Annotated in this window: 21 protein-coding genes; 10 read left to right on the plus strand and 11 right to left on the minus strand. The window is 64.3% G+C overall.

Features of this window, described 5'->3' with window-relative positions; genetic code table 11:
* The first annotated feature begins 18 nt into the window (after window positions 1–18).
* A complete protein-coding gene (locus AB4037_RS07625; RefSeq protein WP_441771081.1) occupies window positions 19–993 on the plus strand; it encodes an ABC transporter permease in 975 nt (324 codons plus the stop codon).
* A 91-nt stretch (window positions 994–1,084) separates the two neighbouring features.
* Here the strand turns inward: AB4037_RS07625 and htpG are convergent, their stop codons facing one another.
* The 6 genes from htpG to AB4037_RS07655 form a co-directional block, all read right to left on the minus strand.
* Window positions 1,085–3,001, minus strand: coding sequence for a molecular chaperone HtpG (gene htpG / locus AB4037_RS07630; RefSeq protein ID WP_441771082.1), 1,917 nt, complete (start codon window positions 2,999–3,001; stop codon window positions 1,085–1,087).
* A gap of 723 nt (window positions 3,002–3,724) precedes the next feature.
* The gene (locus AB4037_RS07635) at window positions 3,725–4,003 is read right to left on the minus strand and encodes an HPr family phosphocarrier protein (RefSeq protein WP_434959713.1); all 279 of its coding nucleotides are present in this window, start codon (window positions 4,001–4,003) and stop codon (window positions 3,725–3,727) included.
* 251 nt (window positions 4,004–4,254) lie between these two features.
* Complete coding sequence (locus AB4037_RS07640; RefSeq protein WP_068296680.1) at window positions 4,255–4,656, minus strand: PTS sugar transporter subunit IIA; 402 nt, start codon at window positions 4,654–4,656, stop codon at window positions 4,255–4,257.
* A 295-nt stretch (window positions 4,657–4,951) separates the two neighbouring features.
* Entirely contained in the window at window positions 4,952–5,419 is a 468-nt protein-coding gene (locus AB4037_RS07645; RefSeq protein ID WP_441771083.1) for an HPr kinase/phosphorylase, read from the minus strand.
* Between the two features lie 10 nt (window positions 5,420–5,429).
* The gene (locus tag AB4037_RS07650) at window positions 5,430–7,172 is read right to left on the minus strand and encodes a stimulus-sensing domain-containing protein (protein WP_434958429.1); all 1,743 of its coding nucleotides are present in this window, start codon (window positions 7,170–7,172) and stop codon (window positions 5,430–5,432) included.
* 130 nt (window positions 7,173–7,302) lie between these two features.
* Window positions 7,303–8,001, minus strand: coding sequence for a response regulator transcription factor (locus AB4037_RS07655; protein WP_149253366.1), 699 nt, complete (start codon window positions 7,999–8,001; stop codon window positions 7,303–7,305).
* A gap of 201 nt (window positions 8,002–8,202) precedes the next feature.
* Here AB4037_RS07655 and AB4037_RS07660 point away from each other — a divergent pair, with 201 nt between their 5' ends.
* Entirely contained in the window at window positions 8,203–8,979 is a 777-nt protein-coding gene (locus tag AB4037_RS07660; protein WP_441771084.1) for a HugZ family pyridoxamine 5'-phosphate oxidase, read from the plus strand.
* A gap of 75 nt (window positions 8,980–9,054) precedes the next feature.
* Here the strand turns inward: AB4037_RS07660 and AB4037_RS07665 are convergent, their stop codons facing one another.
* Complete coding sequence (locus tag AB4037_RS07665; RefSeq protein ID WP_441771085.1) at window positions 9,055–9,876, minus strand: alpha/beta fold hydrolase; 822 nt, start codon at window positions 9,874–9,876, stop codon at window positions 9,055–9,057.
* Window positions 9,877–10,004: 128 nt separating this feature from the next.
* Here AB4037_RS07665 and AB4037_RS07670 point away from each other — a divergent pair, with 128 nt between their 5' ends.
* Window positions 10,005–11,015 (plus strand): GlxA family transcriptional regulator, encoded by a 1,011-nt coding sequence (locus AB4037_RS07670; protein ID WP_441771086.1) that lies wholly within the window; start codon window positions 10,005–10,007, stop codon window positions 11,013–11,015.
* A 119-nt stretch (window positions 11,016–11,134) separates the two neighbouring features.
* On the opposite strand, the gene AB4037_RS07675 is transcribed toward AB4037_RS07670, so the two are convergent.
* The 4 genes from AB4037_RS07675 to AB4037_RS07690 form a co-directional block, all read right to left on the minus strand.
* Window positions 11,135–12,376: an MFS transporter gene (locus tag AB4037_RS07675; protein ID WP_441771087.1), complete on the minus strand. Its 1,242-nt coding sequence runs from the start codon at window positions 12,374–12,376 to the stop codon at window positions 11,135–11,137.
* A 325-nt stretch (window positions 12,377–12,701) separates the two neighbouring features.
* Window positions 12,702–14,060, minus strand: a complete 1,359-nt coding sequence (locus tag AB4037_RS07680) for a hypothetical protein (RefSeq protein ID WP_441771088.1) — start codon at window positions 14,058–14,060, stop codon at window positions 12,702–12,704.
* A gap of 276 nt (window positions 14,061–14,336) precedes the next feature.
* Window positions 14,337–14,738, minus strand: coding sequence for a RidA family protein (locus AB4037_RS07685; RefSeq protein WP_434958423.1), 402 nt, complete (start codon window positions 14,736–14,738; stop codon window positions 14,337–14,339).
* Between the two features lie 122 nt (window positions 14,739–14,860).
* Complete coding sequence (locus AB4037_RS07690) at window positions 14,861–15,556, minus strand: NUDIX hydrolase (RefSeq protein WP_441771089.1); 696 nt, start codon at window positions 15,554–15,556, stop codon at window positions 14,861–14,863.
* 243 nt (window positions 15,557–15,799) lie between these two features.
* Between AB4037_RS07690 and AB4037_RS07695 the strand changes: the two genes are divergently transcribed.
* The 7 genes from AB4037_RS07695 to AB4037_RS07725 all read left to right on the plus strand — a co-directional run bounded on the left by AB4037_RS07695 (window position 15,800) and on the right by AB4037_RS07725 (window position 23,548).
* Window positions 15,800–16,105: a hypothetical protein gene (locus AB4037_RS07695; RefSeq protein WP_441771090.1), complete on the plus strand. Its 306-nt coding sequence runs from the start codon at window positions 15,800–15,802 to the stop codon at window positions 16,103–16,105.
* Window positions 16,106–16,281: 176 nt separating this feature from the next.
* Window positions 16,282–17,337 carry an SPFH domain-containing protein gene (locus tag AB4037_RS07700; protein ID WP_441771091.1) on the plus strand — a complete coding sequence of 352 codons (1,056 nt, stop codon included), beginning with the start codon at window positions 16,282–16,284 and terminating at the stop codon, window positions 17,335–17,337.
* A 72-nt stretch (window positions 17,338–17,409) separates the two neighbouring features.
* Window positions 17,410–18,300 carry a hypothetical protein gene (locus AB4037_RS07705; RefSeq protein WP_441771092.1) on the plus strand — a complete coding sequence of 297 codons (891 nt, stop codon included), beginning with the start codon at window positions 17,410–17,412 and terminating at the stop codon, window positions 18,298–18,300.
* Window positions 18,301–18,500: 200 nt separating this feature from the next.
* Entirely contained in the window at window positions 18,501–19,688 is a 1,188-nt protein-coding gene (locus tag AB4037_RS07710; RefSeq protein WP_441771093.1) for a pyridoxal phosphate-dependent aminotransferase, read from the plus strand.
* A gap of 126 nt (window positions 19,689–19,814) precedes the next feature.
* Window positions 19,815–21,407 (plus strand): 5-guanidino-2-oxopentanoate decarboxylase, encoded by a 1,593-nt coding sequence (locus AB4037_RS07715; protein ID WP_441771094.1) that lies wholly within the window; start codon window positions 19,815–19,817, stop codon window positions 21,405–21,407.
* A gap of 126 nt (window positions 21,408–21,533) precedes the next feature.
* A complete protein-coding gene (locus AB4037_RS07720; protein ID WP_441771095.1) occupies window positions 21,534–22,697 on the plus strand; it encodes an acyl-CoA dehydrogenase family protein in 1,164 nt (387 codons plus the stop codon).
* A 113-nt stretch (window positions 22,698–22,810) separates the two neighbouring features.
* Complete coding sequence (locus tag AB4037_RS07725; RefSeq protein WP_434958415.1) at window positions 22,811–23,548, plus strand: SIS domain-containing protein; 738 nt, start codon at window positions 22,811–22,813, stop codon at window positions 23,546–23,548.
* Window positions 23,549–23,664 lie beyond the last annotated feature (116 nt).

Consider the following 23,664-nt stretch of genomic DNA (forward strand, 5'->3'; position numbering starts at 1 on the left):
TTTGCCAAGGACCGCCGCATGTCGACCACCACCTCCCCCGATCCCACGCGACGGCGCCTCGGCTGGCTGACGGGGCGGCTCGAAGTGCGCATGCTCGGCCTCGCCATCGTGCTGGCGATCTGCCTGTCGCTGCTCTCGCCCTATTTCCTGACGCGATCGAACATCTTCAACATCCTCGATCAGTCGGTGGTGATCGGCATCGTCGCCGTCGGCATGACCTTCGTCATCCTCACCGGCGGCATCGATCTTTCAGTGGGATCGGTCGCCGGGTTGACCGGCATCATCCTGGGTCTTGCCGTGCAGCAGTATCCGCCGGCTTTGGCCGTGGCGCTCGCCATTCTCAGCGGAGCCGGCATCGGCCTCATCTCGGGCGTTCTGATCGCCTATTTCGGGCTCGCCGCCTTCGTGGTGACCCTGGGCATGATGGCGATCGGCCGCAGCCTCGCCTATATCCTCTCCGGCCAGACGGCAATCGCCTCGATCCCCGATTCCATGCAGTCGATCGTCTATACCGACTTTTTCGGCCTTCCGGCCAATGTGCTGTTCCTGGCGCTGCTCTATCTCCTCGCCTGGGCTTATCTGACCTACACCAAGGGCGGGCGCACCATCTATGCCGTCGGCTCCAACAAGGAGGCGGCGCGGGCGGCGGGCCTCAGCGTGATGTTCTACTCCATACTGCCCTATGTGATTTCGGGCGCGCTCTCGGCGGTGGCGATCACCTTCTCGATCGGCCAGATCCTCTCGGCCGATCCGCTGATGGGCAACGCCTGGGAACTCGACGCCATCGCTGCCGTGGTGATCGGCGGCGCCAGCCTGTTCGGTGGGCGTGGCTCGATCATCGGCACGCTGATCGGCGTCCTGATCATGGTGATGATTCGCAACGGCCTCAATCTGATGGGTGTATCGCCCTTCTGGCAGGGCTCGGCCATCGGCACCATCATCATCGTGGCGCTGCTGTTCGAGCGCCTGATCGGGCAGCGGGCTGGACGGTGAGGCGGGCGGGTCGTCAGACCAGCCTGAATGCTGTTCGTTTGAAAGAGAGAGGCGGGTCCGAAGACCCGCTCCCCAAATCACCCCAAACTCTTTACCCCAGGCTTTTCGCCAGCACCTGCGACAGGCGCTCGGCAAAGCCGGCCGGATCGGTAGGCACCGTACCGTCGAGAATGCGGGCCTCGTCGAGGAGAAGCCGCGTGACGCTCTCGATGAGGGCGGCGTCGCCGCCGGCCTCACGGGCGGTGGCGAGGCGCGTCACCAGCGCATGGCGCGGATTGATCTCAAGGATCGGTTTCTGCAGGGCACCGTCGAGCTTGCCGGCGCTGGCGAGGATCTGCTCCATGCGCTTGTCCATGCCGCTATCAGGCGCCACCAGGCAGACCGCGCTGGAAGTCAGCCGCTCGGAAGCGCGCACGTCGGAAACGTCCTCGCCCAGCGTGGTCTTGAGATAGGCGATGTAGGAGGCAATAGCCGCGCTCACTTCCGGCGTCTGCTCCTCCGGATTTTCGGCGAGCGGGATCAGGTCGAGATCGGCGGTGCCCTGCGTCACCGACTTGAAGGGCTTGCCTTCGAAGCCGAGTGCCGAGGTCACCCAGAAGCTGTCGACCGGATCGGAGAGCAGCAGTACCTCGATGCCACGTGCCCGGAAACCTTCGATATGAGGCGAGTTCTCCAGGCGTTTGGCGTCGTCGCCGGCGAGATAATAGATCGCCGTCTGGTTGTCCTTGAGGCTGGCGATATAATCCTTGAGCGAGCGCCATTCGCCGCCGGAGGTCGTGCTCTTGAAGCGGGCGAGGCCGAGCAGGGCGTCCCGGCGCTCGAAGTCCTCGTAGAGGCCCTCCTTCAGGACAGAGCCGAAATTCTCCCAAACCTTCGCATAGGCTGCCGCGTCCGAGGTGGCGAGCTTCTCGAGGTCGGAGAGCACGCGGCCGGTCGCCGCCTTGCGGATCGCCGTGAGCAGCGGACTTTCCTGGATCATTTCGCGGGAGACGTTGAGCGGCAGGTCGGCGGAATCGATCAGGCCGCGTACGAAGCGCAGATAGCCGGGAAGCAGGTCGGCTTCGTCGGTGATCAGCACACGCCGCACATAGAGCTTCATGCGCCCTTTGCGCTGCGGGTCGAACAGGTCGAACGGGCGCGAGCCGGGCACGAAGGCCAGCATCGTGTATTCCTGCCGGCCCTCGGCGCGGAAATGGATGGTGAGCGCGGGATCGTCGAACTGGCCGGCGACGCTGCGGTAGAAATCGGTGTAGTCCGCTTCGGAAATATCGGACTTCGGACGGGTCCACAGGGCCGCGCCGTCCCCGATCTGCTGTGGCTCGGCGTCCGGCTTGTCGGCGAGCAGGATCGGCACCGGGACATGGCCGGAATGGGTCTTGATCAGCCGCTCGATGGTGTAGCTCTCGGCATAGGATTTGGCGTCCTCCATCAGGTGGAGCACCACCCTGGTGCCGCGGGCGGGGGCCTCGTCGAGGCTGGCCGCTGCCACAGAATAGGAGCCCTTGCCATCCGAGCTCCAGACATTGGCGACATCGCTGCCGGCGCGGCGGGAGAACACCTCCACCTTGTCTGCCACCATGAAGGTCGAATAGAAGCCGACGCCGAACTGGCCGATCAGCTGGGTTCCCTCGGCCTGTTGCGCCGTTTCCAGGCGCTCGACGAAGGCCTTGGTGCCGGAGCGCGCGATGGTGCCGAGAGCCTCGATCATCTCCTCCGCGCTCATGCCGATGCCGTTGTCTTCAACCGTGATGCGCCGTGAATCCGCATCGAGGATGATGCGGATCGTGCCCTTCTGGTCTTCCCCGAGCAAAGCGGGGTCGGACAGGCCTTCGTAGCGCAGCTTCTCGCAGGCATCGGCCGCATTGGAGATCAATTCGCGCAGGAAGACATCCTTGTCGGAATAGACCGAGTGCACCATCAGATGCAGCAGCTTGGCGACGTCGGCCTCGAAGGTATGGCTCTGCGGCGCGGCAATGTCCGGGCCGGCGCTTTCGGCTTCAGCGCTCATGAAAACTCACTCTTGTTTGATGATCGTCTTGGCTAAAGCGTTTTGCGATTTGGTGGAATCACCAAGAATCGCAAAGACGCGTCGGAACGAGAAGTTAGAGCAAATAAGCGTTCACGCTTGAACGCGCTTTGCTCTAGGCGTGTCCGGCAACGGAAACGCCGCTGCACAGATGGACAATCTGGCCGGGGGATTCAAGAGCGGGTTTGAATCTTCGGGTGCACGGACGTCTCGTCCGTTCTTCCTCTCCTGCAAATGCAGCGTTTCCAAGAACGGACGCGCCACATGCGGGCATGTGGCTGTGACGTCCGTGCACCCGGAAGAGTGGCGCACAAAAAGAAAGGCCGGCTCCAGAGGAGCCGGCCTTTAATCTCAAGACATGTCGTCAAACGCCACCTCGGCGGACCCGGTCCGACAAAGTCGGGGGGCTGGGGGGCTGAGGTTTCCGGCTTACGCCGGACCGGGTGCCGAGGTAACGAGGAGGAAGGTCGCGCCGGGCTGGGGCGGCCCCTTGGCTGGATTGCGGCAAAGTTGTGACTTTTGGTGAAGTTATATTGCCGGTGTGCGCTGCAGCAAAATTGGCCGCTGCGAAGGGTGCAACCCACGCATGAAAATCCCGCCACGGCAATGCCGGCGGGTATGATGAGGAGAATTGGAGAAATGGGCGGCTACCGCCCTTGTGTCGCCGCTGATACCTTGACGCTGCCAGAGGGGCGCCTTCTACCGTCAGGCTTCCTCGCCGAACTTGTCAGCCAACAGAGTTTCCAGGGCGTCCATGCAAGCCTGGGCATCATTGCCCGATGTCTCGACCACGATGCTGGTGCCGCGCGCCGCAGCCAGCATCATCAGGCCCATGATCGACTGGCCGCCGACCGTTTCGCCGCAGCGCGTTACCTTGACGGTGGCATCGAAGGCTTCGGCTGTCTGCACGAATTTCGCCGAAGCGCGGGCATGCAGGCCCTTGAGGTTGATGATCGGGAGGATGCGGACGATACCGCCTTCCATCGAGGGAGCGGGAACTGCCTCCGGTTCCTCGCAGGCTTGGCCGTCGGTGCTGTCGGCCTGCATCTGCTGGCCGCCTTGCATCTGCTGCTTGTGCATCGAGGGGGTCTCCGCCTGCATCTGCACCGGGGTGCACCCGCTTGGGGCACTGCTGCCCCAACATTTTGCCCAAGGATTGCTGAATGCGAGCGGTACCGCAAGAGCCGCCTCGGCAAGTTTCTGGCCGCGGCCAGCATAGTTAAGCGAACGTCGAATCATTGGCCTGACAACACACGACTGGCAATATTGATATATTTCCTGCCTGCCTCTTGGGCGCGTGTGACTGCCTCGGCGAGGGGAACCTCGCTGCGGAGCCGCGCCAGTTTGACGAGCATGGGAAGGTTGATGCCGGCCACGACCTCGATGGAGGGGCCGCTCATCACGGAAATCGCCAGATTTGAAGGTGTTCCTCCGAACATATCCGTGAGAACCGCCACGCCGGAGCCGTCTTCGACCCGGCCGATGGCATCGATGATGTCGCGGCGTCGTTGCTCGACATCGTCTTCGGGGCCGATATCGATGGCCTCGACATTGCGCTGCGGCCCCACGACGTGCTCGAGGGCCGACAGGAACTCGGTTGCGAGATGACCATGCGTGACAAGCACCATGCCGATCATAGGATGATCCGCATTGAATCTTTCCGGTCGCCGTCGCTATCGCGACAACTATCCAGGTCCGTTTCGCTTTCGCGCCACCCGGTGTTGAGCAAAATGAGACGACGCCTCCGCAACGCACGGCCAGGATGCCCTTCGGACACCCTGCAACCCGTAGCTCCGAGCGCTGATATTATTCCCGCGCTGCACAAAAACAAGCCTCTGTCCGGCTCACATTGTCGCAGTCTCGTCACATCACGGCCATAGGCGTCAATGTTTCGTTAACGGAGCCAGGGGCGGTTCGTGCCCAAAAATCAGGTCAAACCGGCGGCAATTGCGGCAGGATTGCCTCGATCAGAGCGACAGCCCCGTGAAAATCGCGCGGAACCGGCAAATAGGGCAAGTTCACGCCCTTCAGGCGGATGTGCCGAATTTTTTTGCTGGGGATGACGATCTCTGCGTCATCGTCGAGAATATCCACAATCAGGCTGACCGGCGCCGAGGGTTGCCAGTCGATCCTCTCGATGCCCGAATCCCGCAGGCCGGTGGTGCGCCGTTCGATCAGGCCGGCGATGGTTGATGGCACGGAGGCGATCAGCTTGCCGTCGACGGGTTCGAGATAGACGCGGTCGTCACCCACCAGGCGGGCCTGGCGGCCGCGAGCCGGCGCCGTCTCGATGAAATGCAGCGCCAGCCGGCTCTTGCCGGCGCCGGAGGCCCCGCGCAGCAAGATACCCTGCCCGTCGATGACGAAGCAGGTGGCATGCACGGTCGGCGAGGTTGGCATGGCTAAGGGCCTAAGCCTGCGCGGCCGGCAGGCGCGCCACGAAACGGGCGCCGAGCACCTTGTCGCCATCCTTGCGGTTCTCGACCCAGAGCTTGCCGCCATGGGCCTCGATGATCTGCTTGGAGATGGACAGGCCGAGGCCCGAATTCTGGCCGAAGCCCTGCTCCTCGGGGCGGTCGGTGTAGAAGCGCTCGAAGATCCGCTCGATGGCGTGGTCCGGCACGCCCGGTCCGTCATCCTCCACCGTGATTTCGACGTCGTTCTTGTTTCGCCGCAATTCGACCCGTACTTCGCCGTTCTCAGGCGAGAAGGAGCGGGCATTGTCGACGAGATTGTTGATGACCTGGCCGAGCCTGGAATCGTGGCCGCTGATGAAGAGGGCCGTCGGCGGCAGGCCTGTCGGCATCGACAGGCGCACCGTGACCCCGTCCTCGCGCTCGACGCTGTTGAACACGCCGGTAAGGGCGGTGAGCAACCTGACGAGGTCGACGGGTTCGGCGCCGGAACGCAGCAGCTCGGCATCGAGGCGAGAGGCGTCGGAGATGTCCGAGATCAGGCGGTCGAGCCGGCGGACGTCGTGCTGGATCACCTCGAGCAGCCGGGTGCGCGAGGTGTCGTTGCGGGCGAGCGGCAGGGTTTCGACGGCCGAACGCAGCGAGGTCAGCGGGTTCTTGAGTTCGTGGGCGACATCGGCGGCGAAGCTCTCGATCGCCTCGATGCGCTTGAACAGCGCGTTGGTCATGTCGCGCAGGGCGCCGGAGAGATGGCCGATTTCGTCGGAGCGCTCGGTGAAATCGGGGATTTCCTGGCGCGATTTCACGCCGTAGCGCACGCGCTCGGCCGCCCGCGCCAATTGGCGGATCGGGCCGGCGATGGTACTCGCCAGCAGGATCGACAGGATCACCATCACCACGGCGGCGACGGCGAAGACACGCAGGATGGCGAGGCGCTCGGCCGTGACGATCTCGTCGATCTCGCCGGGACGCGTGGAGAGCAGCAGCACGCCCAGCACCGATTTGAAGCGCTGGATCGGCACCGCCACCGACACGATGGATTCATTCTGCTCGTTGATGCTCACCTGGGTGGAGGGAGCGCCGTCGAGCGCCGTTATCACCTCCGGATAGCCCTTGCCGTTCTGGTTGCCCAGTTCCTTGTAGAGCGGTGCATCGGAACGGAAGAGGTAGCGCTTGACCGTGTTCCAGACGCGCTCCGCCAGGTTCGGTTCCTGCTTGGGCTGCGGCAGGTCGGTGCGGACGATGTCGGAATAGATGAACAGGGCCCGGGAATCGATGACCAGATTGCCGTCGCGATCATAGACCCGGGCGCGCAATTTCGTCGGCGAGATCAGGCGCCGCATCAAGGGCGCGACCTTCTCGGGATTGATCGGAAAATCGAGCGAGCTTGCGTCGTCGCTGTCGTCCTCGCCCGCCGCCTGCTGTTCCAGCAGCTTTTCCGGATCGATGCGGATCGAGCCGGTCTCGACGGAGGCCGATGCGGCCACGGCGCTCGCCATGATCTCACCCTGGGTGAGCAGGGCCTGCACACGCGCGTCGATCAGGCCTTCGCGGAACTGGTTGAGATAGAAGATGCCGACGACCAGGGCGACCAGGCCGGCCAGGTTCAGCACAACGATGCGCCGCGTCAGGCTCGAGAAGGTCTGCACGGTGATGGCGCGCAGGGCCAGCCGCAAACGCCGCCGGATGATTGATCTCGATTTCAGGTGCTCGGATTGGTGCGCGCGCTCGGGGCTCATCGGATCTGGTACGAAATTCTATCGAGAGGAGCGCGAAAGCCTGTTTCACGGCATGAAGAAGGCATCGTTTGACAGAGTGGCCTTCTCCGTTGCGCGGAGAAGGCCCTCGGAACTGGCCGGGAGGAAAGCCTCACGCTTCCTTGAAACGATAGCCGACGCCATAGAGCGTTTCGATCATCTCGAAATCGTCGTCGGCCTGCTTGAACTTCTTGCGCAGGCGCTTGATGTGGCTGTCGATGGTGCGATCGTCGACATAGACCTGATCGTCATAGGCCGCATCCATCAGGGCGTTGCGGCTCTTGACCACGCCCGGGCGCTGGGCCAGGGCGTGCAGGATGAGGAACTCGGTGACGGTGAGCACCACGGCCTCGCCCTTCCAGGTGCAGGTATGGCGCTCGGGATCCATGCGCAGCAGGCCGCGTTCCAGGATCTTGGCGTCCGAGGCCTTGGCGGCGGCGGCATCCTTGGGCTGGAAACGGCGCAGGACCGCCTTCACGCGCTCCACCAGCAGGCGCTGCGAGAAGGGTTTGCGGATGAAATCGTCGGCGCCCATCTTCAGGCCGAACAATTCGTCGATCTCCTCGTCCTTGGAAGTGAGGAAGATCACCGGCAGCTCGGACTTCTGGCGCAGGCGACGCAGCAGCTCCATGCCGTCCATGCGGGGCATCTTGATGTCGAAGATGGCGAGGTCCGGCGGATTGGCCTTCAAGCCGTCCAGGGCCGACATGCCGTCATTGTAGGTCTGGATGCGATAGCCTTCCGCCTCCAGCGCGATGGAAACTGAGGTCAGAATGTTGCGGTCGTCATCGACCAGCGCAATCGTCGGCATTGCAATCCTTTCATGACGCGGTGTAACCGCCAAAGGCTATTATGATGCTTTGCGCGGCAAATCACCATACTTGCCTTGCCATTCTACGCCTAAACCGGCGGAAGTGTGACAATTATCGGTTCAAAACGGTACTTCTTGTTGCCAGTCGGCAGCAAAACGGCATTTTCGTATCCTCTCAATCCAACCGAGTCTTCTAGAGCGATGTCTTCGAGCGATACCACGCGTCTGCCCGGCCAGCCGGTCCCGGCGAACCAGCCTGCCGATTTCGAGCCCGTCACGGAGGCCAAGACGCTGTTGCGGCGTGTCCGCGCCGGCGCGCTGGCGACGCTCGATTCGGCCGACGGCTCCCCCTTCGCCAGCCTCGTCAACGTCGCCACCGACTTCGACGGTGCGCCGCTGCTGCTCCTGTCGAAACTGGCGGCCCACCGCACAAATATCGAGAACGATGCACGTATTTCCCTGTTGCTGAGCGAAGGCGGCAAGGGCGATCCGCTCGCCCATGCCCGCTTGACCGTGAAAGGACTGGCCGAGATCGTCGAGGAGGAGGGCGCCAAGGCTCGCTGCAAGGCCCGCTTCCTCGCCCGGCACCCCAAATCAGCGCTCTATGCCGATTTTCCCGATTTCAGCTTCTTTCGCGTGACGGTAGGCGGTGGCCATCTCAATGGCGGTTTTGCGCGTGCTGCGCTGTTGTCGGCCGAGGAACTCCTCAGCGATGTCGCCGGCGCCGAGGCCCTGCGCACGGCGGAGGCAGGGGCGATCGAGCATATGAACGCGGACCATGCCGACGCGGTCAGGCTGTACGCCACCAAGCTGCTCGGTGGCCGCGAGGGGCCGTGGCGCATCACCGGCATCGATCCCGAAGGCCTGGATCTCGCCTTTGCCGACGACACGCTGCGCCTTGTCTTCGACAAGCCCGTCCTGGACGCCACGGCCCTGCGGTTGGCCCTGGTGCACCTGGCCGAGAAGGCGCGAGGCTGAGGGCAGGCAGAAAGAACCGCAACAAAACCTTCTCCCGCGAGGGGAGAAGGTTTTCTGCGTCTTTTCCGGCTTGCATCACCCCTTGATGAAGGCGAGCAGGTCGGCGTTGAACTGGTCCTGCTGCGTCAGGGTCAGGCCGTGCGAACCGCCCGGATAGACCTTGAGGGTGGCGTTGGGGATGAGCTTGACCGATAGATGTGCGGCAGCGCCGATCGGCACGATCTGGTCGTCGTCGCCATGAATGATCAGGGTCGGCACGTCGATCTTCTTCAGATCTTCGGTGAAATCGGTCTCCGAGAACTGCTTGATGCAGTCGAGCTGGCCCTTGAGGCCGCCCAGCATGCCCTGCAGCCAGAAGGATTCGCGCGCACCCTCGGAAACCTGCGCACCCGGACGGTTGTAGCCGTAGAAGGGCAGGGTCAGGTCCTTGTAGAACTGCGAGCGGTTGTCGAAGGTGCCCTTGCGGATGCCGTCGAAGACTTCGATCGGCAGGCCGCCGGGATTGGCGTCGGTCTTCAGCATCAGGGGCGGCACGGCGCCGACCAGCACGGCCTTGGCGACGCGCTTGGTGCCGTGGCGGCCGAGATAGCGGGTAACTTCGCCGCCGCCGGTGGAGTGGCCGACGAGAACGGCATCCTTGAGGTTCAGTTCCTCTATAAGTTCGGCGAGATCGTCGGCATACTGGTCCATGTGGTTGCCGTCCCAGGTCTGGGTCGAGCGGCCATGGCTGCGGCGATCATGCGCGATCACCCGGTAGCCATGCTGTCCGAGGAACACCATCTGGGCGTCCCAGGCATCCGCGCTCAGAGGCCAGCCATGCGAAAACACCACGGGCTGCCCGCTGCCGAAATCTCGATAGTAGATCTGGGTGCCGTCTTCGGTGGTGATCGTGCTCATCGTCCGTCTCCTGCTGGGTTGAAATGCGGGGCGCCTCGGTACGTGGCGGCCTTGTGAAACATTGAATAACGCGCCATAGGCGTGATACGGATTGGCGAAACTGACATTGTTCGGGGCAAAACTGACAAATGGCGATGGGTAGCACTCTACCTGAGATTGGCCTGCTGCTGTATCCTGGTGTGCGCACGGCCGCTGTCTACGGCATGGTCGATCTTTTCGACGCCGCCAACGACATCGCACGCCGCAGGGCTGGCGATGCGAGTATCGGCATTCGTGTCTCCCAATGGAAGATCGCCGAGGGTGGCGGCATCGAATGCGTGGCGGACAGCCATGGTCAGGCGCCCCACAAGCCGGTGGCGATCGTTGCCCTGCCGGGGCTCGGCGATTTGCCGTCCCATGCCGTCTCCGCTCCCTTCGCCGCCTGGCTGCGCCAGCGCCATGACGAGGGCGCCATGCTGTGCTCGGTCTGCGCCGGCGCCTTCCTGCTCGCCGAGACCGGTCTGTTGGCCGGGCGGCTGGTCACCACACATTGGAGCTTTGCCCAGGCCCTGTCCCAGCGCTTTCCCGATATCCTGATCGATACCGACAAGATGATCGTCGACGATGGCGATATCATTACAGCCGGTGGCATCATGGCCTGGACGGATCTCGGCCTGACGCTGGTGGATCGGGTGCTGGGGCCGGAGGTGATGCTGGAAACCGCACGCTTTCTGTTGGTCGATCCGCCCGGACGAGAACAGCGCTATTACTCGAGCTTCGTGCCCAATCTGCGCCATGGCGATGAAGCCGTGCTCAAGATACAGCGCTGGCTGCAGGACCAGGAGGGAGCCGAGGAAGACATGCGGCCGGTTTCCCTGTCCGCGATGGCTGAAAGGGCTGGCCTGGAGGAGCGCACGTTCCTGCGTCGCTTCCACAAGGCGACGGGCTTGAAGCCGACCGAATATTTCCAGCATATCCGGGTCAGCAGGGCCCGCTCGCTGCTCGAAACCACCAATCGCAATGTCGACCAGATCGCCTGGTCGGTCGGCTATGAGGATCCGGCTGCCTTCCGCAAGGTGTTCGCCAAGCTGATGGGTCTGTCGCCGCGCGACTATAGGCGCCGCTTCGCCGCAGGGCCGGCGATCGGGGTGGCCGCCTAGAGCAAAATGACTTTTCTCTGAATCGTCATTGTCTCTAACCCTTTGTTTAGACGCGTTTTCCTAATCGAAAAGTCTGTCGACTTTTGTGGAAAACGCTCTAAGCGGGTTCCCCTTGGCTCTTAGCCCGCGACGGCGGCGGCTTCGGGCTCGCGCCTGTCGGCTCGTTCCAGGATCCAGGACACTAGGAAGACCATGAGGCCGGCTACGGCCAGGAGGGCTCCCACCCAGCCGGTCGACGCCCAGCCGAAGCCGGCCGCGACGGCGACGCCGCCGAGCCAGGCACCGAGGGCATTGGCGATGTTGAAGGCCGAATGGTTGAGCGCGGCCGCGAGCGTCTGGGCATCGCCCGCCACGTCCATCAGGCGGGTCTGGATCGCCGGGCAGATGGCGAAGTTGCAGCCGATCAGGAAGATGCAGAGCGAGATCATCCAGGGATTGGTCGCGGTGAGACTGTAGAGCGCCATCACCACGGTCACCCAGACCAGCATGCCGCCGATAGTGGGCATCAAGGCGCGATCGGCCAGCCAGGAGCCGGCGATGTTGCCGACATTCATGCCGATGCCGAACAGCACCAGCGCCACCGGCACGAAAGCAGGCGAGAAACCGCTGAGCTGGGTGAGGGTGGAGGCGACATAGGTGTAGACGGCGAACATGCCACCGAGGCCGATAGCCGGGATCGCCAGGGTCAGCCAGACCTGCTTGCGCTTGAGGGCGCCGAGTTCGCGCAGCGGGCTGGCGCCCGGCTGGACCTTGTCGAGCGGCATGAAGGCCAGGATCAGCACGGCGGTAAGAGCGCCGATGGCACCGACGGTCGCAAAAGCGAGGCGCCAGCCCAGGGCCTGGCCGAGCCAGGTGGCGAGGGGGGAGCCCACCAGCGTCGCGAGCGTGATTCCCATCATCACCCGCCCGACCGCTTGGGCGCGGCGATTGGGTTCGGCCATGCCGGCGGCGACCAGGAAGGAGACGCCGAAATAGGCGCCGTGCGGCAGGCCCGCCAGGAAGCGGAAACCGATCAACTGGTAATAGCCGTTCGCCAGGGCGCTGGCGGCATTGGCGGCGGTGAATACCACCATCAGCCACAGCAGCAGGGTGCGTCGTGCCATCCGGGCCGAAAGCACGGCGATCACTGGCGCGCCGACGACCACACCGAGCGCATAGGCGCTGATCATGTGGCCGGCCTGCGGCTCGGTGACCAGGAGACCGTTGGCGACGTTGGGCAGGATGCCCATCGAGGCGAATTCCCCGGCGCCGACGCCGAAAGCGCCGACGGCAAGGGCGAATTCGATCCAGGCGGCGCGATGGCGATGGGAAGAGCTGTCTGCGGGCAGATCGGCGAGGGAGGCGGTGGCCGGATGGGTCACGGGAAGTCTTTCAGGGCGAACGGCGCGAAACAAACGAAGTGAGAAAGCCGGCAGCGCGGAGCCGCAGGCTGGCAATGGCTTGAATCAGCGATTTGGGAACTATCTATTGCGTTGCAATATCGCTGGCGGCAGGCAAAAAGTAAATCGGTTTACGTCTGCATTTCGGCATGGCTCGGGGCCGAGCTATGCCCGGGGGAAATGCGGCGGCCCGGGGAAGCGGAGTTTCGGCCGGAAGCGCCAATATCCGGATTTTCTCACGGGATTAGCCAACTGTCATTTTCCAAGGGCAGGCAAGGATGCCCGCGAGCCCAAGATGTCGCGTTGGCTAATACGGCTTCGCCGCCACATAGCCATAGTAGTTCATCAGGAAGTCATCCAGCTTGAGCGTTCCACCCAGGGGTACCTCGCGATAGCCGTCGCCCCAAGTGTAGATGTGGAACTTGACCTCGCCGTTCTCCAGCTTCATCTCGGATTGCAGCACGACCCAATGATCGTCGCGGATGTCCGAACTCTGGGTCTGATGGCCGTCGACCATGTTGGAGCCGATGAGCAGGACGACATGGTAGCCCGCCGCGAGCAGCCGGTTGGCTTCCTTCATGTTGTCCGTGTCGCGCTGGTGGCGGAAGAAGTTCGCATCCTCCCGCACGTCCGTGTAGCCGGCTTGGTCGAACCAATAGGCCAGTTCCATGGGTGTCGTCATGCCCGAGAACGCGCCAGCGGTCGAATCGTAATGAATGACCCAGTCGTTGGAGTTGCGGATGCTCGCCAGCGTCAGCCAGTCGACCGGAGCAATGTCGGAGGACGAGGGCGTGGCGTGGCGCAGATCGGATTTCGGCTTGATCGGCAGGTTGTAGAGCTTGCCCTCGCCCTTGTCGTACATGTCGCAGGCGTAGGCGGCATAGGTTCCCGGGCGGTCGCGCAGGACGTTGAAGACCAGCGCGGCCGGTCCGCACAAATTCGTCTGGTTCTGGTCGAGCGTGCCCGGATAGGCGACGCGGATGATGATGCCGATGCCGACTTCGTCCCGGTCGAGGTTGGGCCATTGGCCGCGACCGAGCTTGCGCATGAAGTCGCAGGCGCGGCCAACGGCATAGCTGCGCTGGACCGAGGAGACGTCGAAGGGCCATTTGGCGATCATCTTGCCGGCCTGGTCGACGAAGGTCTCCAGCATTGTCTTCGAACGCGGCATGATGGTGTTGGATTTCTCGCTGATCATCTTCAGGTCGGCGAGTTCATTCTGCGTCACGCGACCATCCTGCATGGTGGCGCGCAGGATCTCGACGATCTCGACATGATTGAGAAGGCGATCGTCCTGCAGGGCTGCGCGCAGCGCCTTCGGCACCGATCTGCTCTGGAACACGCCCCACGGCCCGGTGGGAGCGGCAGTCGGTGTCGGTGAGGGACGTGTCGCGAGCTCCTCCAATTTGGCGATCGCCGCGCCCACGGGTTCAATGAAGCCGGTTTGTTGCGCGGGAAAATATTTCTTCTGGAACGTCAGGATGGCGCTGCAGAGCGCATCGCTGGCAATGCCGCCGACGACACGGCCCGCAATGCCGGCCTCGGTTCCGCCGTCAATCCTGGGAATGAGGTTGAGGAGCGCAATGACGATCTGTTGGTCTTCGGCCCAGTTCTGACACTGGGCGCCGGTCGAGGCGTGGCGACCTACGCGCGCACGAAGGGGCATGGCGATCCTCCTTCTCGCGATTGGCACTGTTTTTCGCGATCGGTACTGTCTCGGATTGCCTGACCTTAGTGATGCCCGGCGTTTTGAGTATCCACTTTATAGGGGAAGTCGCGTGACCTGCCCGGTGTCGGCCCGTGTCCATTGCTTCGGGTGGCGGGTGAGATCAGGACGGGCGGGCGTACATTGGGGGCGCGTTGTGGTATCGCCTGCTCCGATGGAACCAAGATCCATTGAAAATGACGCACTTTCCGTCGCTGCCCGGCACCGCCGAGACGTTCATGGCTTCTCGTCCGGCAGCACGGCGATGGCGTCGATCTCCACCAGGACATCGGGCAGGAACAGCGAGGCGACGCCGACGAGGGAACTGGCCGGCGGTCGCTCCTTGCCGATCCAGCGATCGCGCACGGCCCGGATGGTCGGCAACTGGCTGGGATCGTAGTCCCGCACATAGATGGTCACCCGCGCCAGGGCGCTGAAATCGGCGCCGGCCGCCTGCAGCGTGGCGAGAAGATTGGCGAAGACCTTGTCGAGCTGGGAGGCGAGGTCGTCGCCCACGACCTTGCCCGCTTCGTCAAAGGGGACGTGGCCCGAGAGCAGCAACAGGCGGCCGCTTTCGACCAGCATGGCTTGCGAGATGCCAGGAATGGTGGAGCCGGGCGGATTGATCGGGCGCAGCATGAAGATCTCCTCAATCTGTCGGCCTGTTTTCGCAGACAATGATGACCTTGCCTCGACTGGAACATTCTCCAGGAAGGCCGGCAGGGTTCTTGGTTAGGGATGCAGGACGGAGAAAGGCTGGATCACACCGTCCTGTCGAATTCCGTCAGTGCGCGTTTAGCCAGCCGGTAAAGCTGTGCCGGGCGCTTGCGTTCGGCGGTGGCGCTCGCCTTGGCGTCGATCTCCTCGAGAATCTGCATTTCCATCAGCTTGCGGCGGAAGGCGCTGTCATTGAGCGGGATGCCGATGGCCTTCTCATAGACGGCCTTGAGTTCGGGCAAAGTGAACCGCTCGCCGAGCAGGAAGGCCGGCAGGGTGGAATAGCTCGCCTTCGAGCGCAGCCGTGCCAGGGCGGCGGCGATCAGCCTGCCATGGTCGAAGGGCAAGGACGGGCAGTGGTCGGGATTGATGCGCTCGAAACGGGGCGCGCCGGCCGCCTCGGCGGCGGCCAGGCGCTCTTCCGGCACCAAAGCGAGATAGACGATGGCGATCGACCAGCCGCGCGGGTCGCGGTGCGGACCGCCAAAGCTGCGCACTTGTTCGAGATAGAGGCCGTCGAGCCTCGCCTTGTTGGCCAGGATGCGCCGCGCCGATGCCTCGATGTCGGCATCCTCCTCCGGCCTGACATAGCCGCCGATCAGGGCGAGTTCGCCGGCATGGGGATCGTATTCGCGCCGTTGCAGGCAGAGCCGCAGGCCATCCTCGTTCAAGGTGACGAGCACGATATCGACCGTAGCGATCGGGCGCTGTTCAGGTCCGGAAGGGGGAGCGGAGGGCATTTCGACATCCATTCGCTAGAGTATGGAGCAATGGCGAGGTCTGTGAATGCTCCTCGCCTGCGCTGCCAATTCCACCAAGTCGCCATAGCAAAGCCGGACGCGGAGGCAAGAGCAAGACGCAAAATGCAATTTGTGATTTTATTGGCTGGCGGAGGTGCATTCCTGTCACCGCGTGTTCGCTCGGGAACTGACCGGCGGTGCGATCCGTGGTGAAACGACATCCGATCCGGAGCGGAGGAAGATATGCGCTCGTTTCTGTCGGCTGCCTTGCTCGCCGCCTTCGTCGCGGGCTGCACGGCGCCGCAATCCGAAGTCGTCATCAAGCCTTTTACCGGCCATGTGCCGAGGATACCCGGCAACTACGAAGCGGCGGCCCGATTGCCGGAGCCTCCGCGGCCGGAGCCGGCACCGCCTTCCTCTTCAAGCAGTTCGTTCGATCAGACAGGGAACTCTGTCGACGAGAATTATTGTGCCGGGGTCGTCACGCCCACGCACAGTTCCTATCGCTGGTGCAACAGGCACGGCTATCGGACCAAGGATAGGCGGTAGGAGAAGCCTGGCCTCCGTCTTTCCCGGGCGGAGTTTGCGCGCTCCACCCACCTGCATGTGTGGTCCGACACACATCCAATATCGGCGTGGAATAAATATACAAAATACAATTTGCACTTTGTAATTTAATGAATTACAACGAACCCAATCGATCTCGACCAGCCCAGGAGCCAGCCATGGCCACCATTCGCCGCTATCCTTTCTTCAGCCACGCCCGCGTCGAGGCTGCGTCCTTCCTCGGCGTCTACCGGCAAGGCCGCCTCGCCCGGTCGGGCAGGGGGCAGGCCCTGTGGTTCTCGCCCCAGGGCAGCACTTCGCTGGTCGAGGTGCCGGCCGACGACCGCAATCATGTCGTTGCTGTCGCCGGGCGCACTGCTGATTTCCAGGCGGTGAGCGTGCAGGGCCTTGCGAGCTGGCGTGCTCAAGAGCCGGCACTACTGGCCGAGCGCATCGATTTTTCCATCGATCTGCGCACCGGCTCCTATCGCGCCGATCCTCTGACCCAGGTCGAGAATCTGATCGACGGTCTGGTAAAGACGGCGGTCGAGCGTTTCCTCTCGGCCCGCAGCATCGGTGCCGTGCTGGCCGAAGGCGTCGGCGCTTTGCTGGCCGAGGTGGAGCGGGATCTTGCCGCAACCGTAGCGCTGTCGGCGATCGGCATTGCCCTCACCGGCATTCATTTGTCCGATCTCACTCCCGCACCGGAACTGGTGAGGGCCCTGCGCCAGCCGACGGCGGAGAAGCTGCAGCAGGCCGCCGACGAGGCGACCTTTGCCCGCCGCGCCGCTGCGGTCGAGAAGGAGGCTGCGATCGCCGAGAACGAGACCAAGGCGAAGATCCGGCTGGAGGAAGAGCGCGGCAGGCTGTTCGAGCGCGAGCGCGAAAACGAACTCGCGCAGGCACGCACGACTGTCGACAAGAACATGGTGGCAGCCGAGGGCGAGGCGACGGCGCGTGAGCTGACGGCGCGCAGCCAGGCGGTGACACGCGGTGTCGCTTCCGTGGCCGAAGCCGAAGCGATCCGCCGGCTCGACGAGGCGAAGCTCGTCGGCGAACGCGTCCGAGCCGAGATCGCCAACACCCTGCCGGTGCTGATCCCGGTGGCGGAGGCCCTGAAGGAAGCCTTCGCCAATACCAAGGTCGGCACGCTCAATCTCGGCCCCGACGTACTGGCCCAGCTCGGCACCGTGCTCGGCGCTGCCCTGGCCAAGGGCGAGAAGCAGGCTGGGTAGCCTCCACGTTTTCCTTCTCCCGCAAGGGGTGAAGGAGACATTCCTCCGATCCCTTCAACCTCGGAATCCGCCATGTCCCTTCTCGCCCCCCGCGTCATCCTTATCAGGCGCGAGACCGATCTCGATCGCATCCGGGCAAGCTACACCAGCGCTGCCGCGGCGCGCTTCGTGCTGGAGCGCAAGGGCCTGACCCTGGAAGCGGTGGAGGACACGCATCGGCGTTTCACCGAGGCGCTGCATCGCATCAGGGCCGCCATTCCGGCCGACTGGCGCCAGGCCACCATTCTGAGGGCCGATGTCGAGCGCTTCGTCTTCGGCCCCGAGGATGTCGTGCTGGCGGTCGGGCAGGACGGTCTTGTCGCCAACGTTGCCAAATATCTCGATGGGCAGGTCGTCATCGGCATCGACCCCTTCCCGGGCCTGAATGCCGGCGCCTTGGTCCGGTTCGGCGTCGGCGATACCGCGCAGGCCTTGCGGGAGGCGGTGAAGGGCAGCATCCGGGTGGAGGAGCGGGTGATGGCGGAAGCGCGCCTCGATCAGGGTGAACGCCTGCTGGCCCTCAACGAGATTTTCGTAGGCCATGCCAGCCATCAGTCGGCACGCTACACGCTGTCATCAGGCGGGCAAAGCGAGCGCCAATCCTCCTCCGGCCTCATCGTCGCCACGGGGACCGGAGCGACCGGCTGGGCAGCCTCGATCCTCAACGCCACCCATGCCAGCCTGGACCTCTCGCCAGTGCAGCCTCGTCTCGGCTTCCTGGTGCGCGAAGCCTGGCCCGGCCCGGCAACCGGCACCGAACTCGTCAGGGGCCTTGTCGAGGATGCACCTGTCGTCGTGACTTCCGAAATGGATGGCGGCACCATTTTTGCCGACGGCATCGAAAGCGATCATCTTGTCTTCGACTGGGGCCGCCGCGTCGAGATCGCGCCATCGGCAAGGCGGCTGAGGCTGGCCGTGCCGTGAGCGTTGGGGCCAGGCCTTGGTGTCAGGCCCTTGGTGTCAGGCCCTTGGGGCAAGACGTCGCGGGGGTTACGCCGGATCGCGCGCCATGGTATCCGCTTGCTCATCTCATTCGGTGTCGTCAACCGTCCGTCAGGTTGGCCTCGATGCGTCTCCTCCCCGAAACACCGACATCCCGGGAGGCATGTTCTTAGGAGTGTACTGTGCGCTTTGCTTCCGTGACCGATCGTTTGGCCGATTTGGGTGCGGCGAAATGGGCCGTGCATTTTGAGGCGCGCCGCCGGGTCGCTGCCGGCGAGCCGATCATCGAGCTCACCATCGGTGAACCCGACACGCCGGCGCCCCAGGCGCTGGTCGACACCGCCATTGCCAGCCTCCGGGCCCGTCGCATCCGCTATTCGGGCGGGCGTGGAGAGCCGGCCGTTCTGCAGGCGATCGCCGCCAAATATTCCAAGCGCACCGGCCGCACTGTCACCACCGATAACGCTGCCTATATGCCCGGCACCCAGACCGCCCTCTATGCCGCCATCGCCGCCTTGGCGGAAGCCGGCAACGAGGTCTTGGTGGGCGATCCGCTTTATGCCACCTATGAAGGCGTGATCCGTGCCAGCGGCGCCGACATCGTGCTGGTGCCGCTCGACCCGGCCAATGGCTTCCATCTGCGCGCCGAGGACCTGGAGGCCCGCATCACGCCGCGCTCGCGCGTCCTGCTGCTCAACTCTCCGCACAACCCGACCGGCGCCACGCTGTCGCGTGACGAGATCGCCGCCATCGTAGACGTCTGCCGCCGCCACGATCTATGGATCGTCTCGGATGAAGTCTATGAGATGCTGTCCTATGGCGCGCCCTTCGCTTCGCCCTTCGACCTGCCGGAGGGAGCTGAGCGCACCGTGGTGGTGTCGTCGCTCTCCAAGTCGCATATGGTACCGGGCATGCGCGCCGGCTGGTGCGTCGGGCCGGTGGAATTCATCGAGCGCCTGCTGCCGCTGTCGGAGATGATGCTGTTCGGCGGCCAGCCCTTCATCCAGGACATGGCGGCCTATGCGCTCAGCGAAACCTTCGCCGAATGCGCCGAGAGCGCTGAGAGCTTCCGGGTGCGGGCCGAGATCCTGCCCGAGATGCTCGCCAATGCACCGGGCCTGCGCTGCCCCAAGCCGGAAGGCGGCATGTTCGCCATGGTCGACGTCTCCGGCACGGGCATCGACGGCGAGGCTTTTGCCTGGCGCCTTCTCGAGGAGGAGAAGGTCGCCGTCATGCCCGGCGCCTCCTTCGGCCAGCAGGCGGCGGGCCATGTCCGCGTCGCCCTCAGTTCCGATGCCTCGCAACTGCGCGAGGCTGCCAGCCGCATGGTTCGCCTCGCGATCCGGCTGAGCCAGGGCAAGGCCGCCTGAGCCTACGTTCCCTTCTCCCCTTGCGGGTGTCGTCAACTCTCTTGAGTTGACGACACCCGCAAGGGGAGAAGGCGATAGTTCTGCAAGACCGATCCAATCAAAGACAAATCCATTCCCGGGGGAACCATGGCCGAACATCCTCATCTCGGCACGCTCATTCCGCAATTGTTGGTCGAACGCGGCATCGACACGGTGTTCGGCATTCCCGGCGTGCACACGGTCGAGCTTTATCGCGGCATTCCCGGCTCCGGGCTCACCCACATCACGCCGCGCCACGAGCAGGGCGCCGGCTTCATGGCTGATGGCTATGCCAGGGCGACCGGCAAGCCCGCCGCCTGCTTCATCGTCACCGGCCCCGGGCTTCTCAACATCGCCACGGCGATGGGGCAGGCCCTGGCCGACAGCATCCCCATGCTGGTGATCACCACGCTGAACCCGCGCCAGACCCTTGGTCGCGGCGAGGGACGCCTTCACGAATTGCGCGGCCAGTCCGTGGTCGGCCGCGAGGTGTCCGCACTCGCCTTGACGATCTGGACGAAGGATCAGCTCATTCCCGCTTTCGACGAGGCCTTCGCCTTCATGGCCTCCTCGCGACCCGGCCCGGTGCTGATCGAGATTCCGATCGACCTGTTGTCCGAACCCTTCCCGGCCCCCGTGACCGCCATGCGCAAGCCGGCGGGGCCGCCGGTGCCGCGCGCCGATGACGTCGAAGCCGCTGCCGCTTTGATCGCCAAGGCGAGAAAGCCGCTGGTGATCGCCGGTGGTGGCGCCGTCACAGGTGGCGATGCCGTTCGCGGGCTGATCGAGAAGCTGGGTGCCGCTACGCTGCTCACCGCCAATGCCAAGGGCATCCTGCCATCAGGTCATCCGCTGCTGGCCGGCGGCTGCATGCTCACGCCGGCGCTGCATCAGGCGATCGGCGAGGCCGATCTCGTGCTGGCCCTCGGCACCGAGCTCGGCGAGACGGAATTCTGGTACGAACTCGAGGGTTTGAAGCTGAACGGGGCGGTGATCCGCGTCGACATCGATCCGCGCCAGCTGCATCGCAATGCCCGCCCGACCCTTCCGGTGGTGGGGGATGCCGGCCGCTTTGCCGCCGCGCTGGCGCCGCTGGTAAAGACGGTCGAGGGCGGGGCAGCCTATGCCAAACAGCTGCAAGCCGCCCGCCTCGACGGGGCAGACCCGCGCTATGTCCGGCATCGTCCGCTGCTCGACGCGATCTGGCAGGTATTACCGGAGGCCGTCGTCGCGGCCGACTCTACCGCGGCCAGCTATGGCGGCAACTTCATGGCTGAACCGCCGGCGGCCCGACGCTGGATGAGCGCGGCAACCGGCTTCGGCACGCTTGGCTATGCCCTGCCGGCCGCCGTCGGCGCCAAGGTCGGCCGTCCCACGGTGCCGGTGGTTTGCATCATCGGCGATGGCGGCCTGCAGTTCACGCTGCCCGAACTTGCCAGCGCGGCCGACGCCGGTGCGCCGATCATCGTGCTCTTGTGGAACGACCAGCGCTATGGCGAGATCGAGGAATATATGATCCGCAATCAGATCGCCCCGCTCGGCGTGCGTCTGCAGGCGACCGATTTCAGTGCCGCCGCCAAGGCCTTCGGGGCCAAGCATGTCGCCGCCCGCTCCCTCGACGAGGTCAAGGAAGCCCTGCTTGCCGCGGCCGGTGCGCCGGTCACCACCATCATCGAGATGGACGCGTCGCAATACGCCTGATCCATGTCGCGATCGGCATGAAGGGCGCCCTGAAAAGACTAGAAATGGCGCCTTCATTTGCTGGAAGTTTCGAGCGCCGATCGATGGGCGCGAATCGAATTCCGCTCGACTGGAGGGGAAACGCCGATGCAGTTCGCATTGACCGAAGAGCAGGACATGCTGGTCGAAACGGTGCGCCGTTTCGTCGAGGAAGAGCTCTATCCGCATGAGGCGCTGGTCGAGCGTACCGACGAAGTGCCCGACGACCTCGCCGCCGGGATCAAGAAGAAGGCGATGGAACTCGGCCTCTACGCCGCCAACATGCCGGTGGAACTGGGGGGCGGTGGTCTCGACGCCGTCGGCGTCGCACTTCTGGAGCGCGAGCTTGGCCGGGCTAATTACGGCCTGCAGATGGCGGTGGCCCGTCCCTCCAACATTCTCCAGGGCTGCAAAGGCGCCCAGCGCCAGCGCTGGCTGCTGCCCGCGATTCGTGGCGAGCGCGTCGACTGTCTGGCGATGACCGAGCCGGGCGCCGGCTCCGACGTGCGCTCGATGAAGACCAAGGCTGTCCGTAAAGGGGACAGCTACGTCATCAACGGCCAGAAGCATTTCATCAGCCATGCCGACAAGGCCGATTTCATCATCCTGTTCGCCGTCACCGGAACCGAGGAGACCAAGCGCGGCCCGCGCAATCAGATCTCCGGCTTCCTGGTCGACAAGGATACGCCCGGCCTCACCGTGCGCCCAGGCCCGCATGCGCTGTCGCATCGCGGTTACCACAATTGCGAGCTCTATTTCGACGACTGCGTCATTCCGGCCGACCAGCTTCTCGGCGAGGAAGGCAAGGGCTTCGACCTGATGAGCGAATGGCTGGGCGCCACCCGCCTCACCGTGGCGGCCACTTCCGTCGGCCGGGCGCGCCGCGTCATGGACGAGACACTCGCCTGGGCCGGCCAGCGCAAGCAGTTCGGCCAGGCGATCTCGCAGTTCCAGGGCATCTCCTTCCCGCTGGCGGATCTCGCGGTGGAGCTGGAGGCGGCCGATCTTCTCACCCTGCGGGCCGCCTGGCTGCTCGACCAGGGCAAGGCCACCGATGCCGATTTCGCAATGGCCAAGCTGGCGGCGTCCGAGATGCTGGGCAAGCTGACCGATCGCGCCATCCAGACCTTCGGCGGCATGGGCCTCATGGACACCCTGCCGATCGCCGGCTGGTGGAAGGATGCCCGGGTCGAGCGCATCTGGGACGGCACCAGCGAGATCCAGCGCCTGATCATCGCGCGCCAGATGCTGCGCCCGCATGAGGGGCGTTGAGGCGGCGGTAAACGGCGGCGCTTGGATGAGAGGCAATGCTTGGCGGGAGCATCATGATCGTGCAGGAAGGAACACCTCTCCCGCATGCAATAGCCAGTTCCCGGAAGATTGCCATGACCGAAATACCGACCGCCGCCGCCTATCTCGCCGAGCTCACCCGGCGCATCGGAGCCCTGTTCTGGGCCAATGCCGAGGCGATCGCGGCAGCGGCAGCCGCCGTCGAGCGCACGGCCCGGCAGGACGGCCTGGTCTATGTCTTCGGCACCGGCCACAGTCACATGCTGGCGGAGGAGGCGCACTACCGCGCCGGCGGCCTCGCACTGACCGTGCCGATCCTGTCGGCGGTGACCATGCTGCATGACGGCTCGGTGGCCAGCACGGTCTTCGAGCGGATCCCGGGCCTGGTCGCTCCCGTGCTGGCGCGCTATCCGATCGGGGCCAAGGACGTGCTGTTCATCGCCTCCAACAGCGGTGTCAACGCCGCCATCATCGAGGCGGCGGAGATCGGCAAGGCTACCGGCGCCACCATCGTCGCCATCACCTCGCTCGCTTATTCGAGCCAGGTGGCGCGGGGCCGGCCCCGGCTTGCCGATCTGGCCGATGTCGTGCTCGACAATGGCGCTCCGCCCGGCGATGCCGTGATGGTGCTGCCAGGCAGCGAATTGCGCACCGGCCCGGTGTCGACCTCGATTGGCGCGGCCCTGCTCAACGCGGTCTTTGCGGAGGCGGCTGCGCGCCTGCAGGCCGAGGGCGGCAATGCTCCGATCTATCGCAGCGCCAATATGCCGGGCGCCCAGGAGATCAATGCCGGATTGGTTGCGCGGTATCGACCACGCAATCCGCATCTATGAGACCATCGTCGATAAGGGCGGTCCATGACAGAATTTTTACGCGAAGCGGTATCAATCTACATGAGCAGATTGACGCCGATGCCGCGCTCGTCAACCTTGTAGCAACGCCTCCTCCC

This window comes from Labrys sp. KB_33_2, from assembly GCF_052114505.1.
Lineage (GTDB): Bacteria > Pseudomonadota > Alphaproteobacteria > Rhizobiales > Labraceae > Labrys.

What these genes read in the sequence shown, in the direction of transcription:
- AB4037_RS07690 (WP_441771089.1), bottom strand. Translation starts at nt 15,556, where the DNA reads ATGCCCTCCGCTCCCCCTTCCGGACCTGAACAGCGCCCGATCGCTACG.
- AB4037_RS07695 (WP_441771090.1), top strand. Translation starts at nt 15,800, where the DNA reads ATGCGCTCGTTTCTGTCGGCTGCCTTGCTCGCCGCCTTCGTCGCGGGC.
- AB4037_RS07680 (WP_441771088.1), bottom strand. Translation starts at nt 14,060, where the DNA reads ATGCCCCTTCGTGCGCGCGTAGGTCGCCACGCCTCGACCGGCGCCCAG.
- AB4037_RS07640 (WP_068296680.1), bottom strand. Translation starts at nt 4,656, where the DNA reads ATGATCGGCATGGTGCTTGTCACGCATGGTCATCTCGCAACCGAGTTC.
- AB4037_RS07635 (WP_434959713.1), bottom strand. Translation starts at nt 4,003, where the DNA reads ATGGAAGGCGGTATCGTCCGCATCCTCCCGATCATCAACCTCAAGGGC.
- AB4037_RS07725 (WP_434958415.1), top strand. Translation starts at nt 22,811, where the DNA reads ATGACCGAAATACCGACCGCCGCCGCCTATCTCGCCGAGCTCACCCGG.
- AB4037_RS07650 (WP_434958429.1), bottom strand. Translation starts at nt 7,172, where the DNA reads ATGAGCCCCGAGCGCGCGCACCAATCCGAGCACCTGAAATCGAGATCA.
- AB4037_RS07645 (WP_441771083.1), bottom strand. Translation starts at nt 5,419, where the DNA reads ATGCCAACCTCGCCGACCGTGCATGCCACCTGCTTCGTCATCGACGGG.
- AB4037_RS07655 (WP_149253366.1), bottom strand. Translation starts at nt 8,001, where the DNA reads ATGCCGACGATTGCGCTGGTCGATGACGACCGCAACATTCTGACCTCA.
- AB4037_RS07670 (WP_441771086.1), top strand. Translation starts at nt 10,005, where the DNA reads ATGGCGATGGGTAGCACTCTACCTGAGATTGGCCTGCTGCTGTATCCT.
- AB4037_RS07685 (WP_434958423.1), bottom strand. Translation starts at nt 14,738, where the DNA reads ATGCTGCGCCCGATCAATCCGCCCGGCTCCACCATTCCTGGCATCTCG.
- AB4037_RS07705 (WP_441771092.1), top strand. Translation starts at nt 17,410, where the DNA reads ATGTCCCTTCTCGCCCCCCGCGTCATCCTTATCAGGCGCGAGACCGAT.
- AB4037_RS07625 (WP_441771081.1), top strand. Translation starts at nt 19, where the DNA reads ATGTCGACCACCACCTCCCCCGATCCCACGCGACGGCGCCTCGGCTGG.
- AB4037_RS07720 (WP_441771095.1), top strand. Translation starts at nt 21,534, where the DNA reads ATGCAGTTCGCATTGACCGAAGAGCAGGACATGCTGGTCGAAACGGTG.
- AB4037_RS07715 (WP_441771094.1), top strand. Translation starts at nt 19,815, where the DNA reads ATGGCCGAACATCCTCATCTCGGCACGCTCATTCCGCAATTGTTGGTC.
- AB4037_RS07660 (WP_441771084.1), top strand. Translation starts at nt 8,203, where the DNA reads ATGTCTTCGAGCGATACCACGCGTCTGCCCGGCCAGCCGGTCCCGGCG.
- AB4037_RS07700 (WP_441771091.1), top strand. Translation starts at nt 16,282, where the DNA reads ATGGCCACCATTCGCCGCTATCCTTTCTTCAGCCACGCCCGCGTCGAG.
- AB4037_RS07665 (WP_441771085.1), bottom strand. Translation starts at nt 9,876, where the DNA reads ATGAGCACGATCACCACCGAAGACGGCACCCAGATCTACTATCGAGAT.
- htpG (WP_441771082.1), bottom strand. Translation starts at nt 3,001, where the DNA reads ATGAGCGCTGAAGCCGAAAGCGCCGGCCCGGACATTGCCGCGCCGCAG.